This window comes from Marinobacter persicus (assembly GCF_900114155.1).
Classification (GTDB): Bacteria; Pseudomonadota; Gammaproteobacteria; order Pseudomonadales; family Oleiphilaceae; genus Marinobacter; species Marinobacter persicus.
On the sequence record NZ_FOSC01000010.1, the window covers coordinates 42,516 to 64,818 of the forward strand.

Below are 22,303 nucleotides of genomic sequence, written 5' to 3' on the forward strand. Positions count from 1 at the left end.
TGCGATCGGCCGGGCAGGAGCCAGATTGTCATGGCTGTATGTTCACCCAGCCGTCGATCACAATGATGGTACCATGAAGCAGCCTGAACGCTAAATTTCTTGTAAGTAGTGTCCGAGAGGGTATTACAGCATTTTCCGGAGGTTAATCGCCAGTTATGGCCAGTAAAGCATCAGAGGGTGTATTCCGCGTTGCCTCGCCGTATGAACCGGCCGGTGACCAGCCGAAAGCCATTGCCGGGCTGGTGGATGGTATCCAGTCCGGCCTCGCACACCAGACGTTGCTGGGCGTAACCGGCTCGGGCAAGACCTTCACCATGGCCAACGTGGTGCAGGCGGTGCAGCGCCCGACCATCATCATGGCCCATAACAAGACCCTGGCGGCGCAGTTGTACGGGGAGTTCAAGGAGTTCTTCCCGGACAACGCGGTGGAATACTTTGTTTCTTACTACGATTACTACCAGCCGGAAGCCTACGTCCCTTCATCCGATACCTTTATCGAGAAAGACGCCTCCATCAACGAGCACATCGAGCAGATGCGCCTGTCCGCCACCAAGGCGTTGCTGGAACGCCCGGACGCCATCATTGTGGCCACGGTGTCCTCTATTTACGGGCTGGGTGATCCCCAGTCCTACCTGAAGATGATGCTGCACCTGGACCGGGGCGATCAGATTGACCAGCGGTCGATTCTGCGCCGGCTGGCCGAGTTGCAGTACACCCGCAACGACATGGAATTCCACCGGGCCAATTATCGGGTGCGGGGCGATGTGATCGATGTATTTCCGGCGGAATCCGAGAAAGAGGCTATTCGCATCGAACTGTTCGATGACGAGGTGGAAAACCTGAGTTATTTCGATCCACTCACCGGTGAGGTGTTGCGCCGGGTGCCCCGGGTGACCATTTACCCGAAATCCCACTACGTGACGCCCCGGGAGAAGGTGCTGGATGCCATCGAACAGATCAAGGTGGAGTTGGAAGAACGCCTAAAACAGCTGCGCGACAACAATCGCTTGGTAGAGGCGCAGCGTCTGGAGGAGCGTACCCGCTACGACATCGAGATGATGCTGGAGCTGGGTTACTGCAACGGTATCGAGAACTACTCCCGGTATCTGTCCGGGCGCAACCCCGGCGAGGCGCCGCCGACGCTGTTCGATTACCTGCCGCCCAATGCGCTGCTGATTGTCGATGAATCCCACGTGACCATCCCGCAGATTGGCGCCATGTACAAGGGCGACCGGTCGCGCAAGGAAACCCTGGTGGAGTATGGCTTCCGGCTGCCATCGGCGCTGGATAACCGGCCCATGCGCTTCGAGGAATGGGAACGCATGGCACCGCAAATGATTTTCGTGTCCGCGACGCCAGCGCAATACGAGGCTGAGCACGCCGGGCAGGTGGTGGAGCAGGTGGTGCGACCCACCGGCCTGCTGGACCCGGAAATCGAAGTGCGGCCGGCGTCGACCCAGGTGGACGACCTGCTTTCGGAGATTCGCACTCGCGTGGAGGTCAAGGAACGGGTGCTGGTGACCACGCTCACCAAGCGTATGGCCGAGGACCTGACCGATTTCCTGATGGAGCACGACGTGAAGGTTCGCTACCTGCACTCGGACATCGATACCGTGGAACGGGTGGAAATCATCCGCGACCTGCGCCGGGGCGAGTTCGACGTGCTGGTGGGCATTAACCTGCTGCGTGAGGGCCTGGACATGCCGGAGGTGTCACTGGTGGCGATCCTCGATTCCGATAAGGAAGGTTTCCTGCGCAGCGAACGCTCCTTCATCCAGACCATTGGTCGTGCCGCCCGGAATGTGAACGGCAAGGCCATTCTGTATGGCGACCGGGTGACCGGCTCCATGCAGCGGGCCATCGATGAAACCGAGCGCCGGCGGGCGAAGCAGATCGCCTACAACGAGGAACACGGCATCACGCCCCAGGCGCTGAACAAGAAAGTGGCGGATATCATGGAAGGTGCGCCGGGTGGCAGTGGCCGGGGTCGCCGCAAGGCTGAGCGCCCGGGCGAGAAGGCAGCGGAAGAAGCCGAACAGTATATGGCGAAGGCCGGGCACCGGTCGCCCGAAGAGCTGCTCAAGGATATCTCGAAGCTGGAAGACGAGATGTACAAGGCGGCCGCCGATCTGGACTTCGAGGCCGCCGCCCGATTGCGGGATCAGATCGCCGAACTCAAGGAAGCTGCCATCCGCACCGGCTGATTACCCGCCTTCCGGCCGTTTCGGCCCGACAATCACCGCTGCCTGCAGCGGCTGGTTGCGGCCGTAGCGGGACATCTTCTCGAAAACCCGTCGGTCGATGGGCAGGTACTGCTTGTCGGCCACGGTTTCCCCTTCCTCGGTATCGATCTCCGGGTCGTGCAGGTAGACGAAATCGTCGTCCATGGCACACACCGTGACCCAGTGCGGCACCCGGCTGCGGTTCAGCTGCCAGGTGCTGATCAGGATCACCGGAACCCGGCCCTCATGCAGGGCGGTTTCCATGGCCTCGGGGGTCAGCGGATCGTGATGCAGCGAGATGTCGGTCTGGCCGATGTCGTGCAGAAAACCTTCGTGCACCAGCTCAAGCACTCGCTTTTTATCCTCGTTTCGCACCGTGTCCCGGAACAGTGGGCCCTCCTGGCTGATCCAGGCGCTGGCCTCGAATCCCCGTTTCCATGCAGCCAGAGCCAGCCCGTGGGGGCCGCAGCCACCGTGCCCGGCCAGCATGAAAATGGTGGTGGCTTCCCTCCAGATCTTCAATTCTTCCAGGGTGTTCAGCGGCAGCTTCTCATCCAGGGCGGCCATGGCCATCAACAGCGCCGAAGGCCCGCAGGTGAATTCGGTGGTCTGCGGGTAGTAGGGTACGGGCGGGAACTCGTGGTCTGGCCGGTAGTAGAGAATGCGGCGCTCGAACCGCAGGGCCGTGCCGTGGTCCTCGTAATAATCCCGATAGGTGCCGAATTGCCGGTAACCAAGCCGTCGATACAGGGCAATAGCCCCGGTGTTGTCTTCCCTGACTTCCAGGCGCATGACGATGCGGTCGGCCTCGGCGGCCTCGTATTCGGCCTGGCGAATGAGCTTTTCTCCCAGGCCGTGGCCCCGGGCAGCGGGTGAGACGGCGATGGAGTAGATGCGTGCCAGCCGGGTCGCTGCACTCATCAGGACCAGGCAGTACCCCAGTAGCCGGCCTTCACGGTCGGCGACAATCAGCCGGTCCCGGGGCACATCCAGAAAACGCCGGAAACTGCGCCGGGAGAGTCTGTCTTCGCTGAAGCACTGGTGTTCCAGTTCAATCAGGGCATCCAGATCACTGTGGGTGGCGTGTCGGAGGATGATTTCAGGCATGGGTGGAGCTGTCTCTAAAAAAAGGTGATGCCGGCGAGGCCTGCCGGTTGCGTCTATTATGGGAGACAAATACCGCCTGCGCCTATTACCGCCTGATGCGTAAAAGCACGCATGCGCAGTGGATTGTGCGCTTGCCGGCGCCGTCGTATTGTTGCGCCACTGACCCCCGGCTGAACCTTCAGGGAGGAATGCCGCTTTATGTCCCGTTTACTCATTGTGGTGGATCGCGCCGCCGATTGGGCTCCTTATTATCCCAGCGACGACGTACTGACGTTTGACCAGTACCTGCAGTTTACCGCACCGGCCAACAGCCGTGTGCGGGTTATCAACCTGTGTCAGAGCGCCAGGTATCTCAGCCAGGGCTATTACTGCTCGTTGCTGGCCGAAGCCCGTGGCCACCATGTGGTGCCCTCGGTGATGACCCTTAACGATCTGAGCCGCAAGGGGCTGTTTTCCCTGCAACTGGAAGCGCTGGATGCCAGTGTGCTGGGTTGGCTGGATGCGGCGGTTGGTGGCGAAAACGGCGGCAAGGACAAAACGCTGCGTGTCCGTACGTTTTTTGGCCAGGTGGAGCATCCGGAACTGAAGCCCGTGGCCCGGGCGTTGTTTGAGCGATTTCCCTGTCCGGTGCTGGAAGTGGTGTTTCGCTACCGCAAGCAGTGGCAGATTGATTCACTCAAGCCGGCGGCTCCATCGGACCTGACCGAACACGAACAGGATGTGTTCGCTTCGGCCCTTGACCGTTTCAGCAGCATGATCTGGCGTAAGCCACGGACCCGCAGGCGCTACCGCTTTGACCTGGCCATGCTGGTGAACCCGGAGGAAGCTCTGCCACCCAGCGACGAAGCGGCATTGACGCGTTTTGAGAGAGCCGGGCGCAAGCTGGGGATCAATGTCGAGCGTATTACCCGCCGGGATTACCTGCGCCTGCCGGAATACGATGGCCTGTTTATTCGAGAAACCACCGCCATCGATCATCATACCTACCGGTTTGCCCGCAAGGCAGAGGCGGAAGGGCTGGTGGTGATCGATGACCCGGTGTCGATCCTGCGGTGCACCAACAAGGTGTTTCTGGCGGATTTGCTGAAAAACAACCGTGTGCCCACGCCGAAGACGCTGATTCTCTCGAAAGATCAGAAAGAGGTGGTGGCGCAGGTGATCAACGAGTTGGGTCTGCCTGCGGTGATCAAGATTCCCGATGGAGCGTTTTCCCGGGGGGTCATCAAGGTGAAAGATGAAAACGAGCTTCGTGCCGGATTGAAAGACCTGTTCCGCCAGTCGGCACTGGTACTGGCGCAGGAGTACCTGTACACCGAATATGACTGGCGCATTGGCGTGTTGGGTGGGCGGGCAATCTACGCCTGCAAGTACATGATGGTGAAAGGTCACTGGCAGATCTACCAGCACGGCAGCGCACAGGTAGAAAGCGGCGATTTTGAAACCCTGCCTACCTACGAGGTGCCGCGCAAGGTGATTCAGGCGGCACTGAATGCCACTCGCCTGATTGGTGATGGTTTGTATGGCGTTGACATCAAACAGTCCGGCAACCGGGTGGCGGTGATTGAGGTGAACGACAATCCGAGCATGGACTCCGGTGTGGAGGACAAATTCCTCGGTGGTGAACTCTACACGCTGGTGATGCAGGAATTTCTGTCCCGCATGGAAGCCAAGCGCCGGGGCTGAGCGGCCTGGCCCGGTCAGTTGGCCGGGCGCCAGACTTTCACGCTGCCAAACCAGGGGTAGTCTTTCAGTGCGTCCTGGGCCGTTTGCGCGGATAGCCCGGAAGGCGCGCCGGATTCATCAAGAAAGATCTCCAGGTGGATCCGGTTTTTCAGATAATGCAGGCGCAGGCGACTGTTGAGCGGGTAGTCGCCGATGGCGTTGGCCAGTAGCTGACGAATTTCCTCCCGGCCGGGCAGATGTGGCTCGGTTACATGCGGATTGACCTCGTCGTTTTCCGCGTCAATGTGGAAGTTGATGTCGCGGATGTTATCCAGCGCATCCCGCATGCTGGCCACCACCTTTGTGCCTATCTGGTGGCCTTCCGACACGCTGATTTCAGGGCGCACCACCAGGTGAACATCCAGGAGTATGTCACTGCCCATGCGCCGGCTGCGCAACTCATGCACGTTACGGACGCCATCGGTGTCCCGCGCGATGGATTTCAGGGTTTCGGTGTCTTCTTCTGAGAGCCCGGTGTCCACCAACTCCTTGACGCTGTCCCAGGTGAATTTCCAGCCAATGTGAATGATGATGCCGGCAATGATCACCGCAGCAAGCGTATCCAGCCAGACAAAGCCGAGCATGGCCCCGGCGGCGGCAACCAGAACAACAATGGAAGAAAAGGCATCGGTACGGCTGTGCCAGGCATTGGCGACAATCAGATCAGAGCGTATACGCAGGCCGATGTGGCGGGTGTAACGGTAGATCCACTCCTTGCTGGCGATGGAAACACCGGCCGCCACCAGAACCGGCCAGCCCGGCATGGGAGGGGTTTCACCGGTGATCAGCCCCTGCAGGTTTTCCCAGCCCAGCGCAGCACCGACAGCAATGAGGAACGAACCCAGAATCATCGTGCCCAGGGTTTCGATGCGCTGGTGGCCATAGGGGTGGTCGGAGTCCGGCCCACGGCGAGACAGGCGCATGGTGCCAAGAACCACGAAATCGGATGCCACGTCGCTGAACGAATGGATACCGTCCACCACCAGGGCCTGGGAATGAAAGAGGGTGCCGCCAACAACCTTTATGACGCCCAGCACGGCATCCAGAACCATGCCGATGATGGTGACTTTCGAGGCGGCGTGTTTTTCCTCTCTGAGGTCGGCCTCGCGATGATCGCGGGAATGACTCGGGGATTCTGTCATGATTCGCTCCGAAAAGATCTGTAAGCGCCAGTATAACGGTTCAGTCGGCCGAAAAAGGAAGATTAATCACTTTCTGCTGCTCGATTTATGCACATGATGACGAATCGGTTACCGGCTTACATTTTTCTGTCTTCCGGGTCAAACCTTTATTTGATGTTTGTAAGATGTTGAAAATAAACGGTAATTTAACTGGTTAAAAAATGATCAATTTGTAGGCCGGCGCGTTTATCAAGGGATCGGAGCGCTTGCCCCGAAATTTTCAACAGACTTATCCACAGATTCCGTGGAAAAGCATCCGGAGCCCTTTAACCACGGGGTTTTACGGACAAGCAGGGGCCGGGAAGATGCGAAAGCAAACTTCCGGTATACTCCCGCCACCTTCGGTGAGGAGTTTTTACTATGTACGGCATGCTTCGAAATCTGCTTTTCCGGTTACCACCCGAGCAGGCTCACGACCTGGCACTTAACAGCCTGGATATTGTGCAGAAGATGGGGGTATTGAAACCGCTGGTAAGGCAGCCAGAGCCGTGCCCGGTGAATGTGATGGGGCTGCAGTTTCCCAATCCGGTCGGGCTGGCTGCCGGCCTGGACAAGAATGCCGATCATCTGGATGCGCTGGGTTCACTGGGATTCGGTTTTATCGAGGTGGGCACGGTTACACCGCTGGCACAGCCCGGTAACCCCAAGCCTCGCATGTTTCGCCTGCCGGAACACCAGGCCATTATCAACCGCATGGGGTTCAATAATGAGGGGCTGGAACATCTGCTGGCCAATGTGATGAACCGGCGGTACACCGGCGTTCTTGGTATAAACGTTGGCAAGAACAAGAACACGCCGAATGATGAGTCGGAACTGGACTACCGCAAGGGTATTGCCGCAGTTTACAGCCACGCCGATTACATCACCGTGAATGTCTCGTCGCCCAATACCCCGGGGCTGCGTGATCTCCAGTTTGGTGATTCGCTCAAACAGTTGCTGCATGCCATCAAAGACGAACAACTCAAGTGCCAGGCGGCTCACGGCAACTACGTGCCTGTGGCGGTGAAGATTGCGCCGGACATGGATGACGAAGGCATCCGGTTTGTCGCCAATGCCTTGATGGAAGCGGGCATTGATGGCGTTATCGCCACCAACACCACCATTAGCCGGGATGCGGTCCGTGGTCACCGGCACGAAAGCGAGGCCGGCGGTCTCAGCGGTGCGCCGGTGCGTAAACCGTCGGTGCGGGTGATTGAGGGGTTGCACGCTGAGTTGGGCGATCGTTTACCGATTATCGGGGTTGGTGGTATTACCGACGGAGAGAGTGCGGTGGAAAAAATTCGCGCGGGAGCCAGTCTGGTGCAGGTGTATACCGGTTTCATCTACCGGGGGCCGGCGTTGATTAATGAAGCCGTGGAAGCGATTCGTCGTGAATGGGCGTGACAGATAAAGGAAGGGCCCGCTTAGCGGGCCCGTGCGGGGAATAAACCCCGTAGCGCTTCTTCGCATGGTACGGGACGGGTGGCCCCGTTTGGGTTGCTCGGATTGACTACTTTCTTTATTCAGGTTGTCGTTTAAACCGGTTTAAAAACAGATCAGGTTAAACGGGGTACCATGTAATCGGTACAGTGCATTTTGTGCCATCAGGTGGCGGTTACGTTGGCCAGTTTGTGAATGCCGGAAACGCCGGTCATTCCCTCCCAATTATCCGTGCGGCCTTCTCGCCACCCGTTAAGCCATTCCTGGCGAATCTCGGGTTGGTCCAGGGGACAGCTGTCTTTTGCCTTGCCGGATACGCCGGCCAGATAACCCCGTTTAAATGCACGAGCGTACATATCTCTTTTCTGTCTTTTCATGCCGTTCCTCACTGATGGTTTAACAGAACAAGCGTGTACACTTCTGCCAGGGCCAGGGCAGTGCGGGTGCCTCTCCGGGACAACCCCCTATTGCCAGTAATGGCCAGAGCAGTCAGGATCCTGTTAACGGAAGCAATTCATGCTTCCCGAACGACGCGTCACTTACAAGGTGGACGAATCCAACGGGGTTGTACACTATTGATTTCATCTATGTGACAGTTTTCTTATCGTTTGATGATATAAACGAAAAGTCGCAGCCACCGGAATAGTGACGGATTTCCGGATACTTAGCCTCTAGTCCCCGAAATACCAGGAGTTGACTTTGTCAAAGCATGTCTTTTTTGTAACCTGCCCGAAGGGTGTTGAATACCTGCTGGCGGATGAGCTGGCGGACTTTGGGTTGGCGCTGGTTCGCAATGCACCGGCCGGGGCCTGGGTGGAAGGTGAACTGGAAGCCGGTTACCGTGCCTGTTTGTGGTCACGCCTGGCCAATCGGGTGATTCTGCATGTGGCGGAGGTGCCCGCCGACAGTGCCGAGCAGCTTTATGACGGCGTGGTTGCGCTGGACTGGCAGGCGCATATCCCCGCGGCTGGCAGTTTCCGGGTGGCATTTCTCGGGCATAACAACGCGATTCGCAATACCCAGTTTGGTGCCCAGAAGGTCAAGGACGGCATTGTCGACAGTATTCGGGGGGCGGGCGGTGCCCGGCCCAATGTGGCCCCCAAGGGCGCCGATGTCACCGTCTCGGCCCGCCTGAACCGGGGGCGGCTGTCGCTGGGCATCGATCTCAGTGGCCACAGCCTGCACATGCGCGGCTACCGAACCGACAAGGGCATTGCGCCGCTGAAGGAGAACCTGGCGGCAGCACTGCTGATGCGCTCGGGCTGGCCCGAAATTGCTTCCAATGGCGGTGACTTTGTCGACCCCATGTGCGGTTCCGGCACCTTGCTGATTGAAGCGGCCATGATGGCGCTGGATCTGGCGCCGGGGCGCAAAAAGGAGCAATTTGGCTTTGAAAAATGGCCGGGGCACCAGCCGGAATTGTGGCTGTCTCTGCGCCAGGAAGCCGAGCGCCGCGCCCATGAAGGCAAGCAGGGCCGGGTGCCGGTGTTCGCCGGCTTTGATCAGGATTCGCGAGTCATCGCCACCGCCTGGAAAAACATTCAGCGGGCGGGCCTGGAGGGCGTGGTGCATGTGGAAGCGCGACCGGTTCAGGACTTCGCCCGGGCGGAATCCTGGGGTGAGCGGGGGCTGGTATTGACCAATCCTCCTTATGGAGAGCGGTTGAGCGAGCGCAAAGAGCTGTCAGGCTTGTACCAGAGCCTGGGTGAAGCGGTTTTACGCGAGTTGCCGGGCTGGCGCATGGGCGTTTTCACCGGCGCGCCGGAGTTCGGCAAGTCCATCGGTTTGCGCAGCTTCAAGCAGTACAAACTGTTTAACGGCAAGTTGCCGGCCCAGTTGCTGCTGTTTGAAGTCAAACCTGAAAACGCCATGGTCGCCCGCGACCCCGAAGGCACTGGCGAGATACAACCACGCATCGTCAACGCCGAACGCGCTGACATGCTGCGTAATCGCCTGAAGAAAAACCTGAAAACCGTTGGCCAGTGGGCGAAAAAGCAGGACATTGGCTGTTACCGCCTGTACGACGCCGACATGCCCGAATACGCCCTGGCCATCGACGTCTACGAGGGGCGGGTGCACGTTCAGGAGTACCAGGCGCCCAAATCGGTGGACGAGCGGGCCGCCCGCGAGCGCCTGGCCGAAGCGTTGGCGGTGATTCCCGAGGTGCTGGAGGTGGAGCCGGCCAAAATGGTCTGCAAACAACGCCAGCGCCAGAGTGGCACCAGCCAGTACGAAAAGCGCGAAGCCTCCGGCGAGTATTTCAACGTGCACGAGCACGGCTGTGTACTGAAGGTAAACCTGCGGGATTACCTGGACACCGGCCTGTTCCTGGACCACCGCCCGGTGCGCCAGTGGATTCAGAAAAATGCCCAGGGCAAACGTTTCCTGAACCTGTTCTGCTACACCGGCGCGGCCACTGTGCATGCGGCGGTGGGTGGTGCGAGTCGTTCCCTGAGTCTGGACATGTCCAGGACTTACGTTAACTGGGCACAGGACAATCTGGCACTGAACGGCGCTGATCCAAAAAAACACGTGGTCGAGCAGGCAGACTGCCTGGCCTGGCTGGCGGATCGCAAGACCGCGAACCAGACCTTCGACCTGATCTTCATGGACCCGCCAACATTCTCCAACTCGGCGCGCATGAGAGGCATTCTGGACATCCAGAAGGACCATGGCACTTTGATTCGCCAGGCGATGCAGCGCTTATCGAGTGATGGTTTGCTGGTGTTTTCCAATAATTTCAGGAAGTTCAAGCTAGATGAGGAGTTGTTGTCGGAGTTCGAGGTGAGGGAGGTGAGTGCCAGTACCATCGACAAGGACTTCCAGCGCAATCCCAGGATTCATCGGTGTTGGCATGTTCGGCATTTGGCCTGATGAGCGTGGGGGATTACTCCCTAGCTTGATAGGGGTGGGGGAGGTTTAGTATCGCCCCCTTCTTCCTGAAACCGCTACAAGCACGTCCGTGTGCGCTTATTTCAGGCCATCCCTGGCCTTCGAAATTTCAGGAAGAAGGGGCCGATACTAAACGGTTATACGCCGTGCTTTTCTCTATGGGGCTGGGAGCCTAAGGTTTGCACGAGGAGTGGTGCAGGATCGCCTTTTCTGGAATTTTGAAGGCCATGGATGGCCTGAAATAAGCGCACATGGGTGAGGCCGAGCGTTTATGAAGCGAAGCTTCATGCGACAGCCGAACGACAGCAATCTGTGATTGCTGGCTGGACCCGCTTGCGGGTGCTCGTAGCGGTTCCAGAAAAGCCCTACCTGACCCGCTCCGTATTAGAGGTCTCATCTGACCATGCCCGTAAGCTTGGTTAACCCTCGAGATAACCCTCTTCCCGAGCCAACAAGAGCAGGGCATAAACGCCATTCTCTGGCAGCTGCGGCTCGAGCCCTTCCTCGAACATCAATTGCCGACGCCGGTCCTCCAGGGTTTCGATGTCCAGATCCTTGATCAACTCGGTCACCGGCGCGATTTCGAACGGCGCTTCCTGCTTGACCGCACTGAACAGAATATCCACCAGGATCTCGTCCGGATCCATGCCATCCACAAACACTGTCAGGTCTGGTAAATCCTCGTGCAGCTCGCGCACCACCTCAAGCACCGGCACCCCCTGTTCCTCCAGGTGCAGCAGATCCAAATCGCTCAATTCGCCATCTTCGGGCAGCCAGGCATCGTCCGGGGTGATCACCACGGTTTTCATGCGGCCGTCGGCCAGGGACCAGGCGATGGCGGTGGGAAACAGGGCGTCGTCGGTCTGACAGTATTCGATGTCCAGAAAATGGGGGATCGACACAGTGGACTCCAGCGTTTTTGAATGTTCAGATAGCGCACCAAACCGCCATGGGTATCCGGTTTCGTGCGATACTGTGGCCGCTATTATCATGCAATCGGGAAGATCATGGAACACACTGACTTCAATAACGACCTGATCGAATTTCTGGACGGTTCGCCCACGCCATGGCATGCGGTGAATACCATGAAAAGCCGGCTGGATGCCGCTGGCTTTCAGCAGCTGGATGAACGTGATAACTGGTCTCTTGAACAGGGGCAGGGGTATTACGTAATCCGCAATGGGTCCTCCATCATAGCCTTTCGCTCTGGCAAGAAAAGCCCGGTGGAGGCCGGCATTCGCATGGTGGGTGCCCACACCGACAGTCCCTGCCTGAAGGTGAAGCCCAACCCGGAAATCCGCCGCAAGGGATTTTTCCAACTGGGCGTGGAGGTCTACGGTGGGGTGCTGCTCAATCCCTGGTTTGACCGGGACCTGTCGCTGGCCGGTCGTGTCACGGTGCTGGATGAGGAAGGGCAGGTTAAAGATACTCTGGTGAACTTCAAAAAGCCGGTGGCCATTATTCCCAGCCTGGCCATTCACCTGGACCGGGAAGCCAACAGCAATCGCACGGTGAATGCCCAGACCGATCTGCCGCCGGTGATGATGCAGGTGCCGGAAACCGATACCACCTCCTTTGCCGATTTGCTGAAGCAACAGGTTGCCAGTGAGTGCGGATTAACGGCGGAAAAGGTACTCGGTTACGAGCTCGGTTTCTACGATGCACAGGGCGCCTCGCTGGTGGGCCTTCGGGAAGAGTTCCTGGCCTCGGCGAGGCTGGACAACCTGCTGAGTTGTTACATCGGTCTGCAGTCGTTGTTGAAGGCAAGCGGTGACGAGCCCGCGCTGCTGGTGTGCAACGATCATGAAGAGGTGGGCAGTATGTCCGCCGAGGGCGCTCAGGGGCCGTTCCTGGGGAATGTGCTGGAGCGTTGGTGTGGTGACGATAAGGCGCGGGTGATTGCCCGTTCCATGATGATTTCCGCCGACAACGCCCATGGTATTCACCCCAACTATATGGACCGGCACGACGAAAACCACGGCCCCATTCTGAACCAGGGTCCGGTGATCAAGATCAATCACAACCAGCGCTATGCCACCAACAGCCGGTCGGCGGCTCTGTATCGTCATATCAGTGACGAGTTGGGTTTGCCCCATCAGTCCGTCGTGGTGCGTAGTGACATGGGATGTGGCAGTACCATTGGCCCGCTGACGGCCGGTACTCTGGGGGTGACCACCCTGGATATTGGCGTGCCTCAGTTTGCTATGCATTCGATCCGGGAGCTGATTGGCACTCAGGACGGGTTCACGCTTTACCGGGTTCTGAAAGCCTTCATGGAGAGGCCGGACGTGGCCTGAAGCTCCCGTGCCGCTCAGTGCTCGATAACCCGGTAACGGGTTATCCTGGGGGCGGCGCTCCGGGCGTTTGCCAGTGGATAGCCCTGGCTTATGTGCAGGGCCGTACTGCCCCTGACCACGACAGCCAGGCTGAACGGGAATCCCGGCAGTTGTACGTAACTGGCGCAGGGTGTTGCGACGGCCTCGTTTTTTTCGATGGCAACAAATCGGCTGCCGCCGAGTAGCCCGGAGAAGACGGACGTATTCCGGCTCTTGATCAGGGCTTCTTTCAGGGTCCAGAGTCGGTAAAAGGTGGTGAGTTGGGCTTTGCCAGACTGCGAAGCCAGCTGCCTTGCCTCGTCAGGGTGAAACCAGTGCGCGGCCAGCTGCGCCAGGTTTGCTCGTGCCCGGTGGTATTCCAGGTCAACCCCGCAGGGACCGGAATTGGAGAGGGCAACGGCAATCCAGTTCTGGCTGTGGGACAGAGAGTAGTGCCACCCCATTTCCAGGACGTCGCCAACGAGTGGGGGTTGTTCCGCTCTTTCGGTAATTTGCCAATCCCCGGCGGCCCGCTTGCCAGGCAGAACGGCACTCAGCGCCTCGCGCAATAACACGCGTGATTGCAGGAATTCCCGGTAACGCTGGCCCCGGTAGCGTTCAAGGCGAATTCGTTCACTGTCGCCCAGGTACTGCACCGGAAGATGACCCACCTTCTCCGGGGTCTGGCAAAGAAAAAGGCGGGTGGTGGGCCGGTCGGGCTGTTTCACCGCGGGCATCCTCGGAATCCGGGAGGGTTGAAGTGGCGAGAACAGGGTAATCAACCGCTGCTTTTCGCACAAATGTAACACATTGTTACCCGAGTGGGTCGTTTGTTGCGACGGTGTAAATAGCGGGATAGAATCGCGACCGGCGCGCATTGGTTGCCAAAATTTCATAAAATCCTGATTTTCGCGCAAATCACGTTAGGCGCGTGCAGGTCTTGCACGGAACAACCTTCGGTATGGATAGTTTTCAGATAGCCATCAGTGACTGGGCAGCATTCTCCCCGCAGCGAATGCAGCGTGACCAGTGGTTGTCCTGGGCCGAGGGTAGTGCGAGCAGCGAGCAGGCCGGTTACAAACCCGAACTGCCATGGGTTAATGCCATGTTGCGCCGGCGTCTGAGCCCGATGGGGCGGGCCGCGCTCTGGGCGGCGGGGCAGTTGCTGGACGAACAACGGCCGGAGCCGGTGGCAACGGTTTTTGCCTCCCGCCATGGCGAGGTGGGCCGAACGGTGAAGCTGATGCGTGAACTGGCGGCCCAGGCGCCCTTGTCGCCGGCGTCTTTCAGCCTGTCGGTGCACAACGCCATTGGCGGCATCCACTCGATCGCCAACAAGGTGCTTTCCCCGATTACGGCGATTTCGGCGGGCCCGGACACCCTGTGTGCGGCCTTGCTTGAGGCTTATGCCCAGCTGGCCAGCCCGGCACACCCTGGTGGTGAGGTGTTGTGCGTGTTTTATGACGACCCGCTACCGGAGCCCCTGGATGAATTTAACCGGGAGACGGCCGAGGTTCAGGCCCTGGCGCTTCGGCTGGCATTGACCGATACCCCGGGGGCGGTGCCTTTGTCTTTTTCCCTGGGTGAAGCGCCAGGCGGCGGGGCGGAGGTCCGGGACGAAAGTGCCCAGGTCGACCGTTTCCTGCGTTTTCTGTTGAATGGTAACGAAAGGGTTCTGAACCTGAAGGGAGACAGGCGCTTGTGGCAGTGGTGCAAGCGTGCCCGGGCGTGCCCATGAAGGCATTGGAGCGATTCTGGCGGGTGCTGGCGACCGGCTTTTCATTTCTGGTGTTCGGGCTTGGCAGCCTGCTTTTTACCTTGACGGTGGTGCCGGTTTCCTGGTTGATCCGGGATGAGTTGCGCAGTGAGCGCTTCGTCAAGTACATGATTCATCTTTGTTTCCGGTTTTTTACCGGGTTAATGCAGAAGCTCGGCGCGCTGACGGTGGAGATCAGCCATGCCGAGCGCCTGGCCAGCCCGGGGCAGTTGGTGATTGCCAACCACCCGACCCTGATTGATGTCGTCTTTCTAGTGTCGTTCATGCCACGGGCCGATTGCGTGGTTAAAAGCAGTTTGTTGAAGAACCCGCTGTTGAGTTTGCCGGTAAAGGCCGCCCGCTACATCACTAACGATGACCCCAGGGCGGTCATCCGGGCTGCCAGTGATTCGTTTGCCCGGGGCAACACGCTGATCGTGTTTCCCGAGGGCACGCGCACAACACCGGGAGAGCCGATGCAACTGCAGCGGGGTGCGGCCAACATTGCCATCAGAACCGGCCACAACCTGAGACCGGTGATTATCGATTGCGCGCCGCCGGCGCTGGGTAAAAATACCCCGTGGTATCGGGTGCCCGAGCGGCGGATGCATATGAAATTCCGGGTGGACGAGGAGCTGGATGTTTCACCCTATCGGGAGGGGAAACCTTCCGTTATGTCGCGGCAACTGACCGCAACCATAAAAGATTATTTCATCAGGGAGACTGCTCACCATGAATGAGCTGAAAACCGAGCTGAAACAGCTTGTGATCGACGCACTGGATCTGGAAGACGTCACCGTGGACGACATCGACTCCTCCGAGCCTCTGTTTATTGACGGCCTGGGGCTGGATTCCATCGATGCTCTGGAGCTGGGCCTGGCATTGCAGAAATGCTACGGCATCAAACTGACGGCGGATTCCGAGGAAACCCGCAAGCATTTTGCCAGTATCGACAGCCTTGCCGAACTGGTGGCCAGCCACAAAAACGCCTGAGCCGGTAACGCCGGGCCGGATAGCCGGCCGGCTTGCCTGCCAGGTTTGAACCGACCGGGCCCGGATCTATGAACTGGCTGCCAAAGGTCGCGATTGGCCTGCTGTCGGTGGGGTATCCAATAGCGGTCTATCTCACCCTGAAACACCTTGGAACCGGTGCCGCTATCTGGTTGCTGGTGCCGATCGCCCTGATACACGGCGTTCGAGCCCTGAAGGGCCAGCGCAGCGGCTGGTGGTGGCTGCTTGCCTGCGTGTTGCTAACGGGCTGGTCCTGGCTTCAGCAATCGGTTGTGGGGGTCAAGTTCTACCCGGTGGTGGTCAGTCTGGGGTTGCTTTGCGTGTTCGCCTGGAGCCTGCGCTTCCCCCCGACCGTGATTGAACGCCTGGCCCGCCTGCAGGAACCCGAGCTTCCGGCTTCCGGCGTGGCCTATACCCGCAAGGTCACGGTGATCTGGTGTGGTTTTTTCGCTGCCAATGCGGCCATTGCGACGGCGACCGTGTATGCCGACGACTGGGTATGGACACTTTATAACGGTCTGATCAGTTATCTGCTGATGGGTATGTTACTGGCCGGCGAGTGGTTGTTCCGCCAGTTTTTCCGGAGTCAACACAATGACTGAATCTCCAAGACTTGCCCGGATACTCTGTGCCGATTCCGCACCGGAGCGGCCTGTGGCACGCCGCGGCAACGATTGGTTGACCCGGGCCGATTTCAGGCAACGGGCAATGGCGTGGCAGGCGGCCACCGAGCAGGTTCCGGCCAGCCGGGTCGGCGTCTATTTTACCGATGCCTATGAGTTTGCCGCCGCTTTGTATGGTCTGTGGTACGCGGGCAAGACCGCCCTGCTGATGGGAGACCGGCTGCCAGCAACGGTTGATCTGGTGGCCGGGCACGTTGGCGCGTTCATCGGCGAGTTTGATGACCGTCCCGGCTTGCCGGTCATTTCTTCGCCTGCCGACAAACCGAAGGGGACTGGCGGCACGCTGCCAGCGCTTGATCCGGAACACCCGGCGGTAATTGTTCTGACCTCCGGCAGCACAGGGGCGCCAAAGATGGTGCCCATGGCACTAAGCCAGCTGGACACCGAAGTTGGCATGCACGAACAGCAATGGGGTGCCATGGCCGGCCGTTCGCTGGTGATTGGTACGGTCAGTCACCAGCATATTTATGGTCTGGTCTGGCGGGTATTATGGCCCCTGGCCGGTGGCCGGCCGTTTGTGTCCGAGGTTTGCCGTTATGCCGAAGACGCTCTGGCACTGGCGGAGGGTGAGTCGTCCTGTGTGCTGGTTACCACGCCCACCCATCTGGCCCGCTGGCCACATCAGCCCGGCGGGCGGGCTCCGGGCAATTGGGCCATGGTGGTGTCTTCCACGGCCCCGCTGGCGCATCGGCACAGTGAGTTTGGTCACGGCTACTTTGGTGTGCCGGTCACGGAGCTGTTCGGCAGCTCTGAAACCGGCGGTATTGCCTGGCGCCAGCAGACAATCGATGATGTCTGGACCACCCTTGAAGGCATTGATGTTAGCCGTGACCGGGATACCGGGGCCTTGTTACTGAAATCGCCTCTGCTGGCGGAGGATGACTGGTTTGAAACTGGCGATCGGGCCGACGTGTACAGTCATCGGCGATTCCGCCTGCTCGGCCGCCTGGACCGCATCGCCAAGATCGAAGGTAAGCGGGTGTCATTGTCGGCCATGGAAAACCGGTTATCGGACCATGAGGCCGTTCGGGAGGTCCGGGCGCTGGTGCTGACCGGCAAACGCACCGAAACCGCTGTGGTGGCAGTGCTGGAGCCCTTTGCCCGGGATCGGCTGAAGACAGAAGGAAAGAGGGTACTGACCCGGGAATTACGCAACTGGTTGTCGGGTCATTTTGAGTCGCCGGTTTTGCCCCGTCGCTGGCGTTTCGTTGAACAGCTGCCCCGTAACGCCCAGGGCAAGATTCCCCAGTATTATCTGGAGACGTTGTTTGAAAAAACGGCGGCCGCCTCGGCAAACGCAACGACACGTCATCCAGTTGTGCTCAAGCATTGGTGGCAGACAGAGCATCAGGTCTGTGTGCGTTTGCGGGTGGCACCGGAACTGGTCTTTTTTCAGGGGCATTTCGATGGATTTCCGGTGTTGCCGGGTGTCGTCCAGTTGAATTGGGCAGAAGCATTCGCCCGAAAGTATTTTGGCGATCGGCTTGCATGCCGGAACGCTTTCTCCAGAATGGAGGCGGTAAAATTTCAGGAGCCCATCCGCCCCGGCCGGGAACTGTCCATGGCCTTGACACTGGAACCGGAACGCAGCCGGTTGCAGTTCCGTTTCCATGACGGGGAAACGGTGTTCTCGTCCGGGCGGATGGTGTTCGATGGTGTGCAGGAGCCTGTTTGATGTCCGATTTCTGCGTGGTTATACCGGTTTACAATCATCCCGACACCATCGGTACGACGGTGCAGCAAGTGCGCGCGCTCGATTTGCCGGTGGTGCTGGTGGATGATGGCAGCGAGCCGGTCTGTGCCGACGTGCTTCAGACCCTGGCGAGGGCGGATGAACAGGTACACCTGACCCGCCTGCCGCAGAACTGCGGCAAGGGGGCGGCCGTCAAAGTGGGCCTGCTGATGGCAGAGAAGCTGGGTTTTGGCTATGCGTTTCAGGTTGATGCCGATGGTCAGCACAACACCGATGACATTCCCAGGCTGATCGGGGTGTCCCGTCAGCATCCGGATGCGATTGTGTCCGGCATGCCGGATTATGACGACAGTGTGCCGCGAGTGCGTTATTACTGCCGTTACCTGACCCACATCCTGGTCTGGATAAATACGCTCTCGCTGGAAATCCGCGATTCCATGTGTGGCTTCCGGGTGTATCCCCTCGCACCCGTGTGCCAGTTGCTGCGCACCGAGTCGCTGGGTGATCGCATGGATTACGACACCGAAGTACTGGTCAAATGGTTCTGGAACGGCGGCCGGGTCGTGCAAACGAAGACCCGGGTCAGTTATCCGCTCGACGGCATTTCCCATTTCCGGGGGTTTGAAGATAACTGGCTGCTGACCAAACTGCATATCCGCCTGTTCTTCGGCATGCTGTGGCGCCTGCCGCGCCTGCTGGGTCGCCGTAGCCCGGTCAAGGGACTGTCCCTATGAAAGCGAGGCACTGGTCCACGGTCTCCGAGGCCGGCGCCGTCAGCGGTATCCGCTTTATGTTCGGCATTTATCGCTGGTTCGGGCGGTTGCCGTTCCGTATCTGTCTGTATCCGGTGATTCTCTATTATTTCCTGTTTAAAAAAACCGCCCGCGACGCGTCGCTGGAATACCTGAGGCACATGCGCGCCGACTACCGGTTGAGGGATGATCAGCCCCTGCTGCTGCAAAGCTATCGTCACTTCATGAATTTCGGGGAATGCATTCTGGACAAACTGGCGGTCTGGCAGGGTGATATTTCCCTGGATTCGCTGGCCTTCCACAATCACGAGGTTTTCGACGATCTGGTGAGCCGGGGGCAGGGCTGTGTCATGGTAGGCTCGCACCTTGGTAATCTGGAGATCTGCCGGGCGCTGGCCAAGCGTAATGTGTCTGTCACCATCAATGTGCTGATGCACACTGCCCACGCCACCCGCTTCAACGAGATGCTGTCCCGGGCCAACAGTGAAGCGCACGTGAATGTCATCCAGGTGTCGGAGATCAGCCCGGCGACCGCCATTCTGCTGAAACAGAAAATCGATGATGGCGAGTTTCTGGTCATTGCCGGTGACCGCACGCCGGTATCCGGGCAGGGTAATGTGACGGAAGTGTCTTTTCTGGGTGAACGCTGTTACATGCCACAAGGGCCTTTTGTTCTGGCGTCCATTCTCCGCTGCCCGGTACTGAGTATCTTTTGCCTGCGCCGGGAGCGCGGGGGCAAACCATTTTTCGATCTTTACATGGACCACTTTGCCGATCGCATTCGCCTGCCAAGGCGTGACCGGGAAAGTGCCCTGGAGGAAACCGTGCAGCGCTGGGCCGATTTGCTGGCCGGTTACTGCCAGAAAGCGCCGCTGCAGTGGTTCAATTTCTATTCCTACTGGCATCGTGCCGATGCCGACCCCAACACTGAGATAAGTCCGGACTGATGATCACGTTTGATGAAAATCCGATAACCATTGAAGACATTACCGCCATCGCCCGTGGTGAACAGGAACTGATGCTGAGCCCGGCACCGGAGTTCGCCGCGCGCATTCGCCAGGGCAGTGCGTTTCTGGAACAGTTGCTGGAAGAGGATGGCGCCATCTACGGGGTGACCACCGGTTACGGCGATTCCTGCACCACCATGATCCCGGAGGAACTGGTGGCCGAGCTGCCGCACCATTTGTTCACCTTCCACGGTTGCGGGCTTGGCGACATGCTGGACCCAATGCAGGGCCGAGCGGTACTGGCCGCCCGGCTGAATTCACTGACGTTTGGCTATTCCGGAGTAACCTACGAGCTGCTTGAACAGCTGGTACTGTTGCTGCAAAAGGACGTTGTTCCGGTGATCCCCTCGGAAGGTTCCGTGGGCGCCAGCGGTGACCTGACGCCGCTGTCCTATGTCGCCGCCGTGCTGTGTGGCGAGCGCGAGGTTTACTGGCAGGGCGACCGCCGGCCCACCGCCGAAGTATTCGCGGAACTGGGCATTGAACCGCTGCGGCTCAAGCCCAAGGAAGGCCTGGCGATCATGAACGGCACGGCGGTGATGACCGGCCTGGCCTGCCTGGCGTTCGAGCGGGCCGAATACCTGTCCCGCCTGGCCACCCGCATCACCGCCATGGCCACGCTGGTGCTGGACGGCAATGCCCACCATTACGACGAGGTACTGTTTTCGGTCAAACCCCATCAGGGCCAGCAGAACGTGGCCGCACGTCTGCGCGAAGACCTGCACGCCGGAGAGCCACCGCGCAACCCGAACCGCCTGCAGGACCGCTACTCGCTGCGCTGTGCGCCCCATGTGATCGGTGTACTGGAAGATTCCCTGCCGTGGCTGCGCCAGTTCATCGAGAATGAGCTGAACAGCGCCAATGACAACCCGATCATTGATGCCGAAGGCAAACACGTGCTGCACGGTGGTCACTTCTACGGTGGCCACATCGCCGCCGCCATGGATTCCCTGAAAACCGCCGTGGCCAATATTGCCGACCTGCTGGACCGGCAGATGGCCCAGATGATGGACGTGAAATTCAATCATGGCCTGCCGGCCAACCTGTCCGGCGCCAGCGGTGAGCGCAGGGCGATCAATCATGGTCTGAAAGCGGTTCAGATCGGCGCTTCGGCCTGGACCGCCGAGGCCCTGAAGCTGACCATGCCGGCCAGCGTCTTCTCCCGTTCCACCGAGTGCCATAACCAGGACAAAGTCAGCATGGGCACCATTGCCGCCCGCGACTGCCTGCGGGTGTTGCAGTTGACCGAGCAGGTTACCGCCTCCGCCTTGTTTGCGGTGACCCAGGGCCTTGAATTGCGTCTTGAAGCCGGTGACCTGAGCCGTGACAGCATCGGTGAGGAACTGCTGGGTACTTTGCAGTCCGTGCGCGAGAGCAGTCGCAAACTGACCGAGGACCGGGCCCTGGATCAGGAACTGCGTACCCTGATTGACCGTATCCAGAAACGGGAATGGTCGCTGTATCCGTCAACATAACCCCCGAAAATCCGGAGGCCGTCCCGCGATGATATATGCAGATGCCCAGGTCAAGATTCCCTTCCATGATATTGATATCATGGAAATTGCCTGGCATGGCCATTATGTGAAGTATTTCGAGATTGCCCGTTGTGAATTGCTCGACAAGCTCGATTATGACCACCATCGCATGCGTGAGTCCGGCTATGCCTGGCCGGTGATCGACATGCACCTGCGTTATGCCCGGCCGGCCCGGTATAACCAGGTGCTGAATGTGCGGGCCATCCTGAAAGAATGGGAAAACCGGCTGAAGATCGACTACCTGATCACCGATGTCGAGACCGGAGAACGGCTTACCCGGGGCCACACCGTGCAGGTGGCGCTGGATATCTCGAACTGGGAAATGTGTTTTGCCTCGCCGCAAGTACTGCTGGACAAAGTCGCCCGTCTCCAGGGAGTAACCCCATGAAAGCGTTCAAGAGTTTGTCGAACATTGCCGCTGCGTTGTTTTTTTGCATGGTAGTGGCGATGCCGGTTGCCGCCTCTGAAGGTGACGTGGCTTCCATCTCTGATCTGGAAAATCTGTTGGGGGATCAGACCGATGTTCAGTCCCTGGAGGGCTCGTTTGAGCAGGGCAAGTACATTGCCGATCTGGACACGACCCTCGATTCCAGCGGCCGCTTCGAATTCGATGCGGACACCGGACTGGTCTGGAATATTCAAAAGCCAGTGGCCACGCTGCTGAAAATCAGTGGCGAAGAAATTGTTGAGGAGCAGGATGGCGAAGTGGTCATGCGCATGGATGTGGACGACCAGCCCATGACACAGGCCATTAGCGAGGTGTTCTTCGCCATATTTGGTGGTGACTGGCAGGCATTGTCGGAACGCTTCAGCATCCACACCCTCCAAAAAGAAGCCCCCTGGCGCTTTGAACTGAAGCCCAAGGGCGACATGCTGAAGTCTCACCTGAAGCGGGTGGAGTTGCAGGGCAAGGACTATTTGAATCAACTGGTGCTGGAAGAGACCAACGGCGACCGCACCGAAATTCGCCTGCACGATGTCAAAGCCCGCTGATCCGTGATCACCAAC

20 protein-coding genes are annotated in these 22,303 nt (G+C 59.0%); 15 read left to right on the forward strand and 5 right to left on the reverse strand.

What is annotated here, in order from left to right; genetic code table 11:
* Nucleotides 1–155 precede the first annotated feature (155 nt).
* Nucleotides 156–2,204 carry an excinuclease ABC subunit UvrB gene (gene uvrB / locus BMZ63_RS11720; RefSeq protein WP_091705730.1) on the forward strand — a complete coding sequence of 683 codons (2,049 nt, stop codon included), beginning with the start codon at nucleotides 156–158 and terminating at the stop codon, nucleotides 2,202–2,204.
* Here uvrB and rimI read toward each other — a convergent pair whose 3' ends face one another.
* A complete protein-coding gene (rimI, locus tag BMZ63_RS11725) occupies nucleotides 2,205–3,329 on the reverse strand; it encodes a ribosomal protein S18-alanine N-acetyltransferase (protein WP_091705731.1) in 1,125 nt (374 codons plus the stop codon).
* Nucleotides 3,330–3,527: 198 nt separating this feature from the next.
* On the opposite strand from rimI, the gene BMZ63_RS11730 reads away from it, so the two are divergent.
* Nucleotides 3,528–5,012 carry a RimK family protein gene (locus BMZ63_RS11730; protein WP_091705733.1) on the forward strand — a complete coding sequence of 495 codons (1,485 nt, stop codon included), beginning with the start codon at nucleotides 3,528–3,530 and terminating at the stop codon, nucleotides 5,010–5,012.
* Nucleotides 5,013–5,026: 14 nt separating this feature from the next.
* Here BMZ63_RS11730 and BMZ63_RS11735 read toward each other — a convergent pair whose 3' ends face one another.
* Nucleotides 5,027–6,193 (reverse strand): cation diffusion facilitator family transporter, encoded by a 1,167-nt coding sequence (locus BMZ63_RS11735; RefSeq protein ID WP_091705734.1) that lies wholly within the window; start codon nucleotides 6,191–6,193, stop codon nucleotides 5,027–5,029.
* Between the two features lie 399 nt (nucleotides 6,194–6,592).
* On the opposite strand from BMZ63_RS11735, the gene BMZ63_RS11740 reads away from it, so the two are divergent.
* Nucleotides 6,593–7,615 (forward strand): quinone-dependent dihydroorotate dehydrogenase, encoded by a 1,023-nt coding sequence (locus BMZ63_RS11740; RefSeq protein WP_091705736.1) that lies wholly within the window; start codon nucleotides 6,593–6,595, stop codon nucleotides 7,613–7,615.
* Nucleotides 7,616–7,815: 200 nt separating this feature from the next.
* Here BMZ63_RS11740 and rmf read toward each other — a convergent pair whose 3' ends face one another.
* A complete protein-coding gene (gene rmf / locus BMZ63_RS11745) occupies nucleotides 7,816–8,028 on the reverse strand; it encodes a ribosome modulation factor (protein ID WP_091705738.1) in 213 nt (70 codons plus the stop codon).
* A gap of 322 nt (nucleotides 8,029–8,350) precedes the next feature.
* Here rmf and rlmKL point away from each other — a divergent pair, with 322 nt between their 5' ends.
* Nucleotides 8,351–10,525: a bifunctional 23S rRNA (guanine(2069)-N(7))-methyltransferase RlmK/23S rRNA (guanine(2445)-N(2))-methyltransferase RlmL gene (gene rlmKL / locus BMZ63_RS11750; RefSeq protein ID WP_091705739.1), complete on the forward strand. Its 2,175-nt coding sequence runs from the start codon at nucleotides 8,351–8,353 to the stop codon at nucleotides 10,523–10,525.
* A gap of 437 nt (nucleotides 10,526–10,962) precedes the next feature.
* Here the strand turns inward: rlmKL and BMZ63_RS11755 are convergent, their stop codons facing one another.
* Nucleotides 10,963–11,445 carry a hypothetical protein gene (locus BMZ63_RS11755; RefSeq protein ID WP_091705741.1) on the reverse strand — a complete coding sequence of 161 codons (483 nt, stop codon included), beginning with the start codon at nucleotides 11,443–11,445 and terminating at the stop codon, nucleotides 10,963–10,965.
* Between the two features lie 105 nt (nucleotides 11,446–11,550).
* Here BMZ63_RS11755 and BMZ63_RS11760 point away from each other — a divergent pair, with 105 nt between their 5' ends.
* Nucleotides 11,551–12,840, forward strand: a complete 1,290-nt coding sequence (locus BMZ63_RS11760; RefSeq protein WP_091705742.1) for a M18 family aminopeptidase — start codon at nucleotides 11,551–11,553, stop codon at nucleotides 12,838–12,840.
* A gap of 14 nt (nucleotides 12,841–12,854) precedes the next feature.
* Here BMZ63_RS11760 and BMZ63_RS11765 read toward each other — a convergent pair whose 3' ends face one another.
* Nucleotides 12,855–13,586, reverse strand: coding sequence for a 4'-phosphopantetheinyl transferase family protein (locus BMZ63_RS11765; RefSeq protein WP_177187075.1), 732 nt, complete (start codon nucleotides 13,584–13,586; stop codon nucleotides 12,855–12,857).
* 233 nt (nucleotides 13,587–13,819) lie between these two features.
* Between BMZ63_RS11765 and BMZ63_RS11770 the strand changes: the two genes are divergently transcribed.
* From BMZ63_RS11770 to BMZ63_RS11815, 10 genes are all read left to right on the forward strand, one after another.
* Nucleotides 13,820–14,596 carry a beta-ketoacyl synthase chain length factor gene (locus tag BMZ63_RS11770; RefSeq protein ID WP_091705745.1) on the forward strand — a complete coding sequence of 259 codons (777 nt, stop codon included), beginning with the start codon at nucleotides 13,820–13,822 and terminating at the stop codon, nucleotides 14,594–14,596.
* Nucleotides 14,560–15,354, forward strand: coding sequence for a lysophospholipid acyltransferase family protein (locus tag BMZ63_RS11775; RefSeq protein WP_244888400.1), 795 nt, complete (start codon nucleotides 14,560–14,562; stop codon nucleotides 15,352–15,354). Before BMZ63_RS11770 ends, BMZ63_RS11775 begins: the two co-directional genes overlap by 37 nt.
* Nucleotides 15,347–15,607, forward strand: coding sequence for a phosphopantetheine-binding protein (locus BMZ63_RS11780; protein WP_091705749.1), 261 nt, complete (start codon nucleotides 15,347–15,349; stop codon nucleotides 15,605–15,607). Before BMZ63_RS11775 ends, BMZ63_RS11780 begins: the two co-directional genes overlap by 8 nt.
* Nucleotides 15,608–15,675: 68 nt before the next feature.
* Nucleotides 15,676–16,227 (forward strand): COG4648 family protein, encoded by a 552-nt coding sequence (locus BMZ63_RS11785; RefSeq protein ID WP_091705751.1) that lies wholly within the window; start codon nucleotides 15,676–15,678, stop codon nucleotides 16,225–16,227.
* Nucleotides 16,220–17,983, forward strand: coding sequence for an ApeI family dehydratase (locus BMZ63_RS11790; RefSeq protein WP_091705753.1), 1,764 nt, complete (start codon nucleotides 16,220–16,222; stop codon nucleotides 17,981–17,983). The genes BMZ63_RS11785 and BMZ63_RS11790 overlap by 8 nt, the downstream gene beginning before the upstream one ends.
* Nucleotides 17,983–18,735 (forward strand): glycosyltransferase family 2 protein, encoded by a 753-nt coding sequence (locus BMZ63_RS11795; protein WP_091705755.1) that lies wholly within the window; start codon nucleotides 17,983–17,985, stop codon nucleotides 18,733–18,735. The genes BMZ63_RS11790 and BMZ63_RS11795 overlap by 1 nt, the downstream gene beginning before the upstream one ends.
* Nucleotides 18,732–19,700, forward strand: a complete 969-nt coding sequence (locus BMZ63_RS11800; protein WP_091705757.1) for a lysophospholipid acyltransferase family protein — start codon at nucleotides 18,732–18,734, stop codon at nucleotides 19,698–19,700. The genes BMZ63_RS11795 and BMZ63_RS11800 overlap by 4 nt, the downstream gene beginning before the upstream one ends.
* Nucleotides 19,700–21,235 carry an HAL/PAL/TAL family ammonia-lyase gene (locus BMZ63_RS11805; RefSeq protein ID WP_091705759.1) on the forward strand — a complete coding sequence of 512 codons (1,536 nt, stop codon included), beginning with the start codon at nucleotides 19,700–19,702 and terminating at the stop codon, nucleotides 21,233–21,235. Before BMZ63_RS11800 ends, BMZ63_RS11805 begins: the two co-directional genes overlap by 1 nt.
* 28 nt (nucleotides 21,236–21,263) lie before the next feature.
* Nucleotides 21,264–21,683, forward strand: coding sequence for an acyl-CoA thioesterase (locus tag BMZ63_RS11810; protein WP_091705761.1), 420 nt, complete (start codon nucleotides 21,264–21,266; stop codon nucleotides 21,681–21,683).
* The gene (locus tag BMZ63_RS11815; protein ID WP_091705762.1) at nucleotides 21,680–22,288 is read left to right on the forward strand and encodes a LolA family protein; all 609 of its coding nucleotides are present in this window, start codon (nucleotides 21,680–21,682) and stop codon (nucleotides 22,286–22,288) included. Before BMZ63_RS11810 ends, BMZ63_RS11815 begins: the two co-directional genes overlap by 4 nt.
* Nucleotides 22,289–22,303: the final 15 nt, after the last annotated feature.

Excerpts from the sequence above, each read along its gene's own strand:
- uvrB (WP_091705730.1), top strand. The coding sequence starts at position 156 with ATGGCCAGTAAAGCATCAGAGGGTGTATTCCGCGTTGCCTCGCCGTAT.
- rimI (WP_091705731.1), bottom strand. The coding sequence starts at position 3,329 with ATGCCTGAAATCATCCTCCGACACGCCACCCACAGTGATCTGGATGCC.
- BMZ63_RS11730 (WP_091705733.1), top strand. The coding sequence starts at position 3,528 with ATGTCCCGTTTACTCATTGTGGTGGATCGCGCCGCCGATTGGGCTCCT.
- BMZ63_RS11735 (WP_091705734.1), bottom strand. The coding sequence starts at position 6,193 with ATGACAGAATCCCCGAGTCATTCCCGCGATCATCGCGAGGCCGACCTC.
- BMZ63_RS11740 (WP_091705736.1), top strand. The coding sequence starts at position 6,593 with ATGTACGGCATGCTTCGAAATCTGCTTTTCCGGTTACCACCCGAGCAG.
- rmf (WP_091705738.1), bottom strand. The coding sequence starts at position 8,028 with ATGAAAAGACAGAAAAGAGATATGTACGCTCGTGCATTTAAACGGGGT.
- BMZ63_RS11760 (WP_091705742.1), top strand. The coding sequence starts at position 11,551 with ATGGAACACACTGACTTCAATAACGACCTGATCGAATTTCTGGACGGT.
- BMZ63_RS11770 (WP_091705745.1), top strand. The coding sequence starts at position 13,820 with ATGGATAGTTTTCAGATAGCCATCAGTGACTGGGCAGCATTCTCCCCG.
- BMZ63_RS11780 (WP_091705749.1), top strand. The coding sequence starts at position 15,347 with ATGAATGAGCTGAAAACCGAGCTGAAACAGCTTGTGATCGACGCACTG.
- BMZ63_RS11785 (WP_091705751.1), top strand. The coding sequence starts at position 15,676 with ATGAACTGGCTGCCAAAGGTCGCGATTGGCCTGCTGTCGGTGGGGTAT.
- BMZ63_RS11790 (WP_091705753.1), top strand. The coding sequence starts at position 16,220 with ATGACTGAATCTCCAAGACTTGCCCGGATACTCTGTGCCGATTCCGCA.
- BMZ63_RS11795 (WP_091705755.1), top strand. The coding sequence starts at position 17,983 with ATGTCCGATTTCTGCGTGGTTATACCGGTTTACAATCATCCCGACACC.
- BMZ63_RS11800 (WP_091705757.1), top strand. The coding sequence starts at position 18,732 with ATGAAAGCGAGGCACTGGTCCACGGTCTCCGAGGCCGGCGCCGTCAGC.
- BMZ63_RS11805 (WP_091705759.1), top strand. The coding sequence starts at position 19,700 with ATGATCACGTTTGATGAAAATCCGATAACCATTGAAGACATTACCGCC.
- BMZ63_RS11810 (WP_091705761.1), top strand. The coding sequence starts at position 21,264 with ATGATATATGCAGATGCCCAGGTCAAGATTCCCTTCCATGATATTGAT.
- BMZ63_RS11815 (WP_091705762.1), top strand. The coding sequence starts at position 21,680 with ATGAAAGCGTTCAAGAGTTTGTCGAACATTGCCGCTGCGTTGTTTTTT.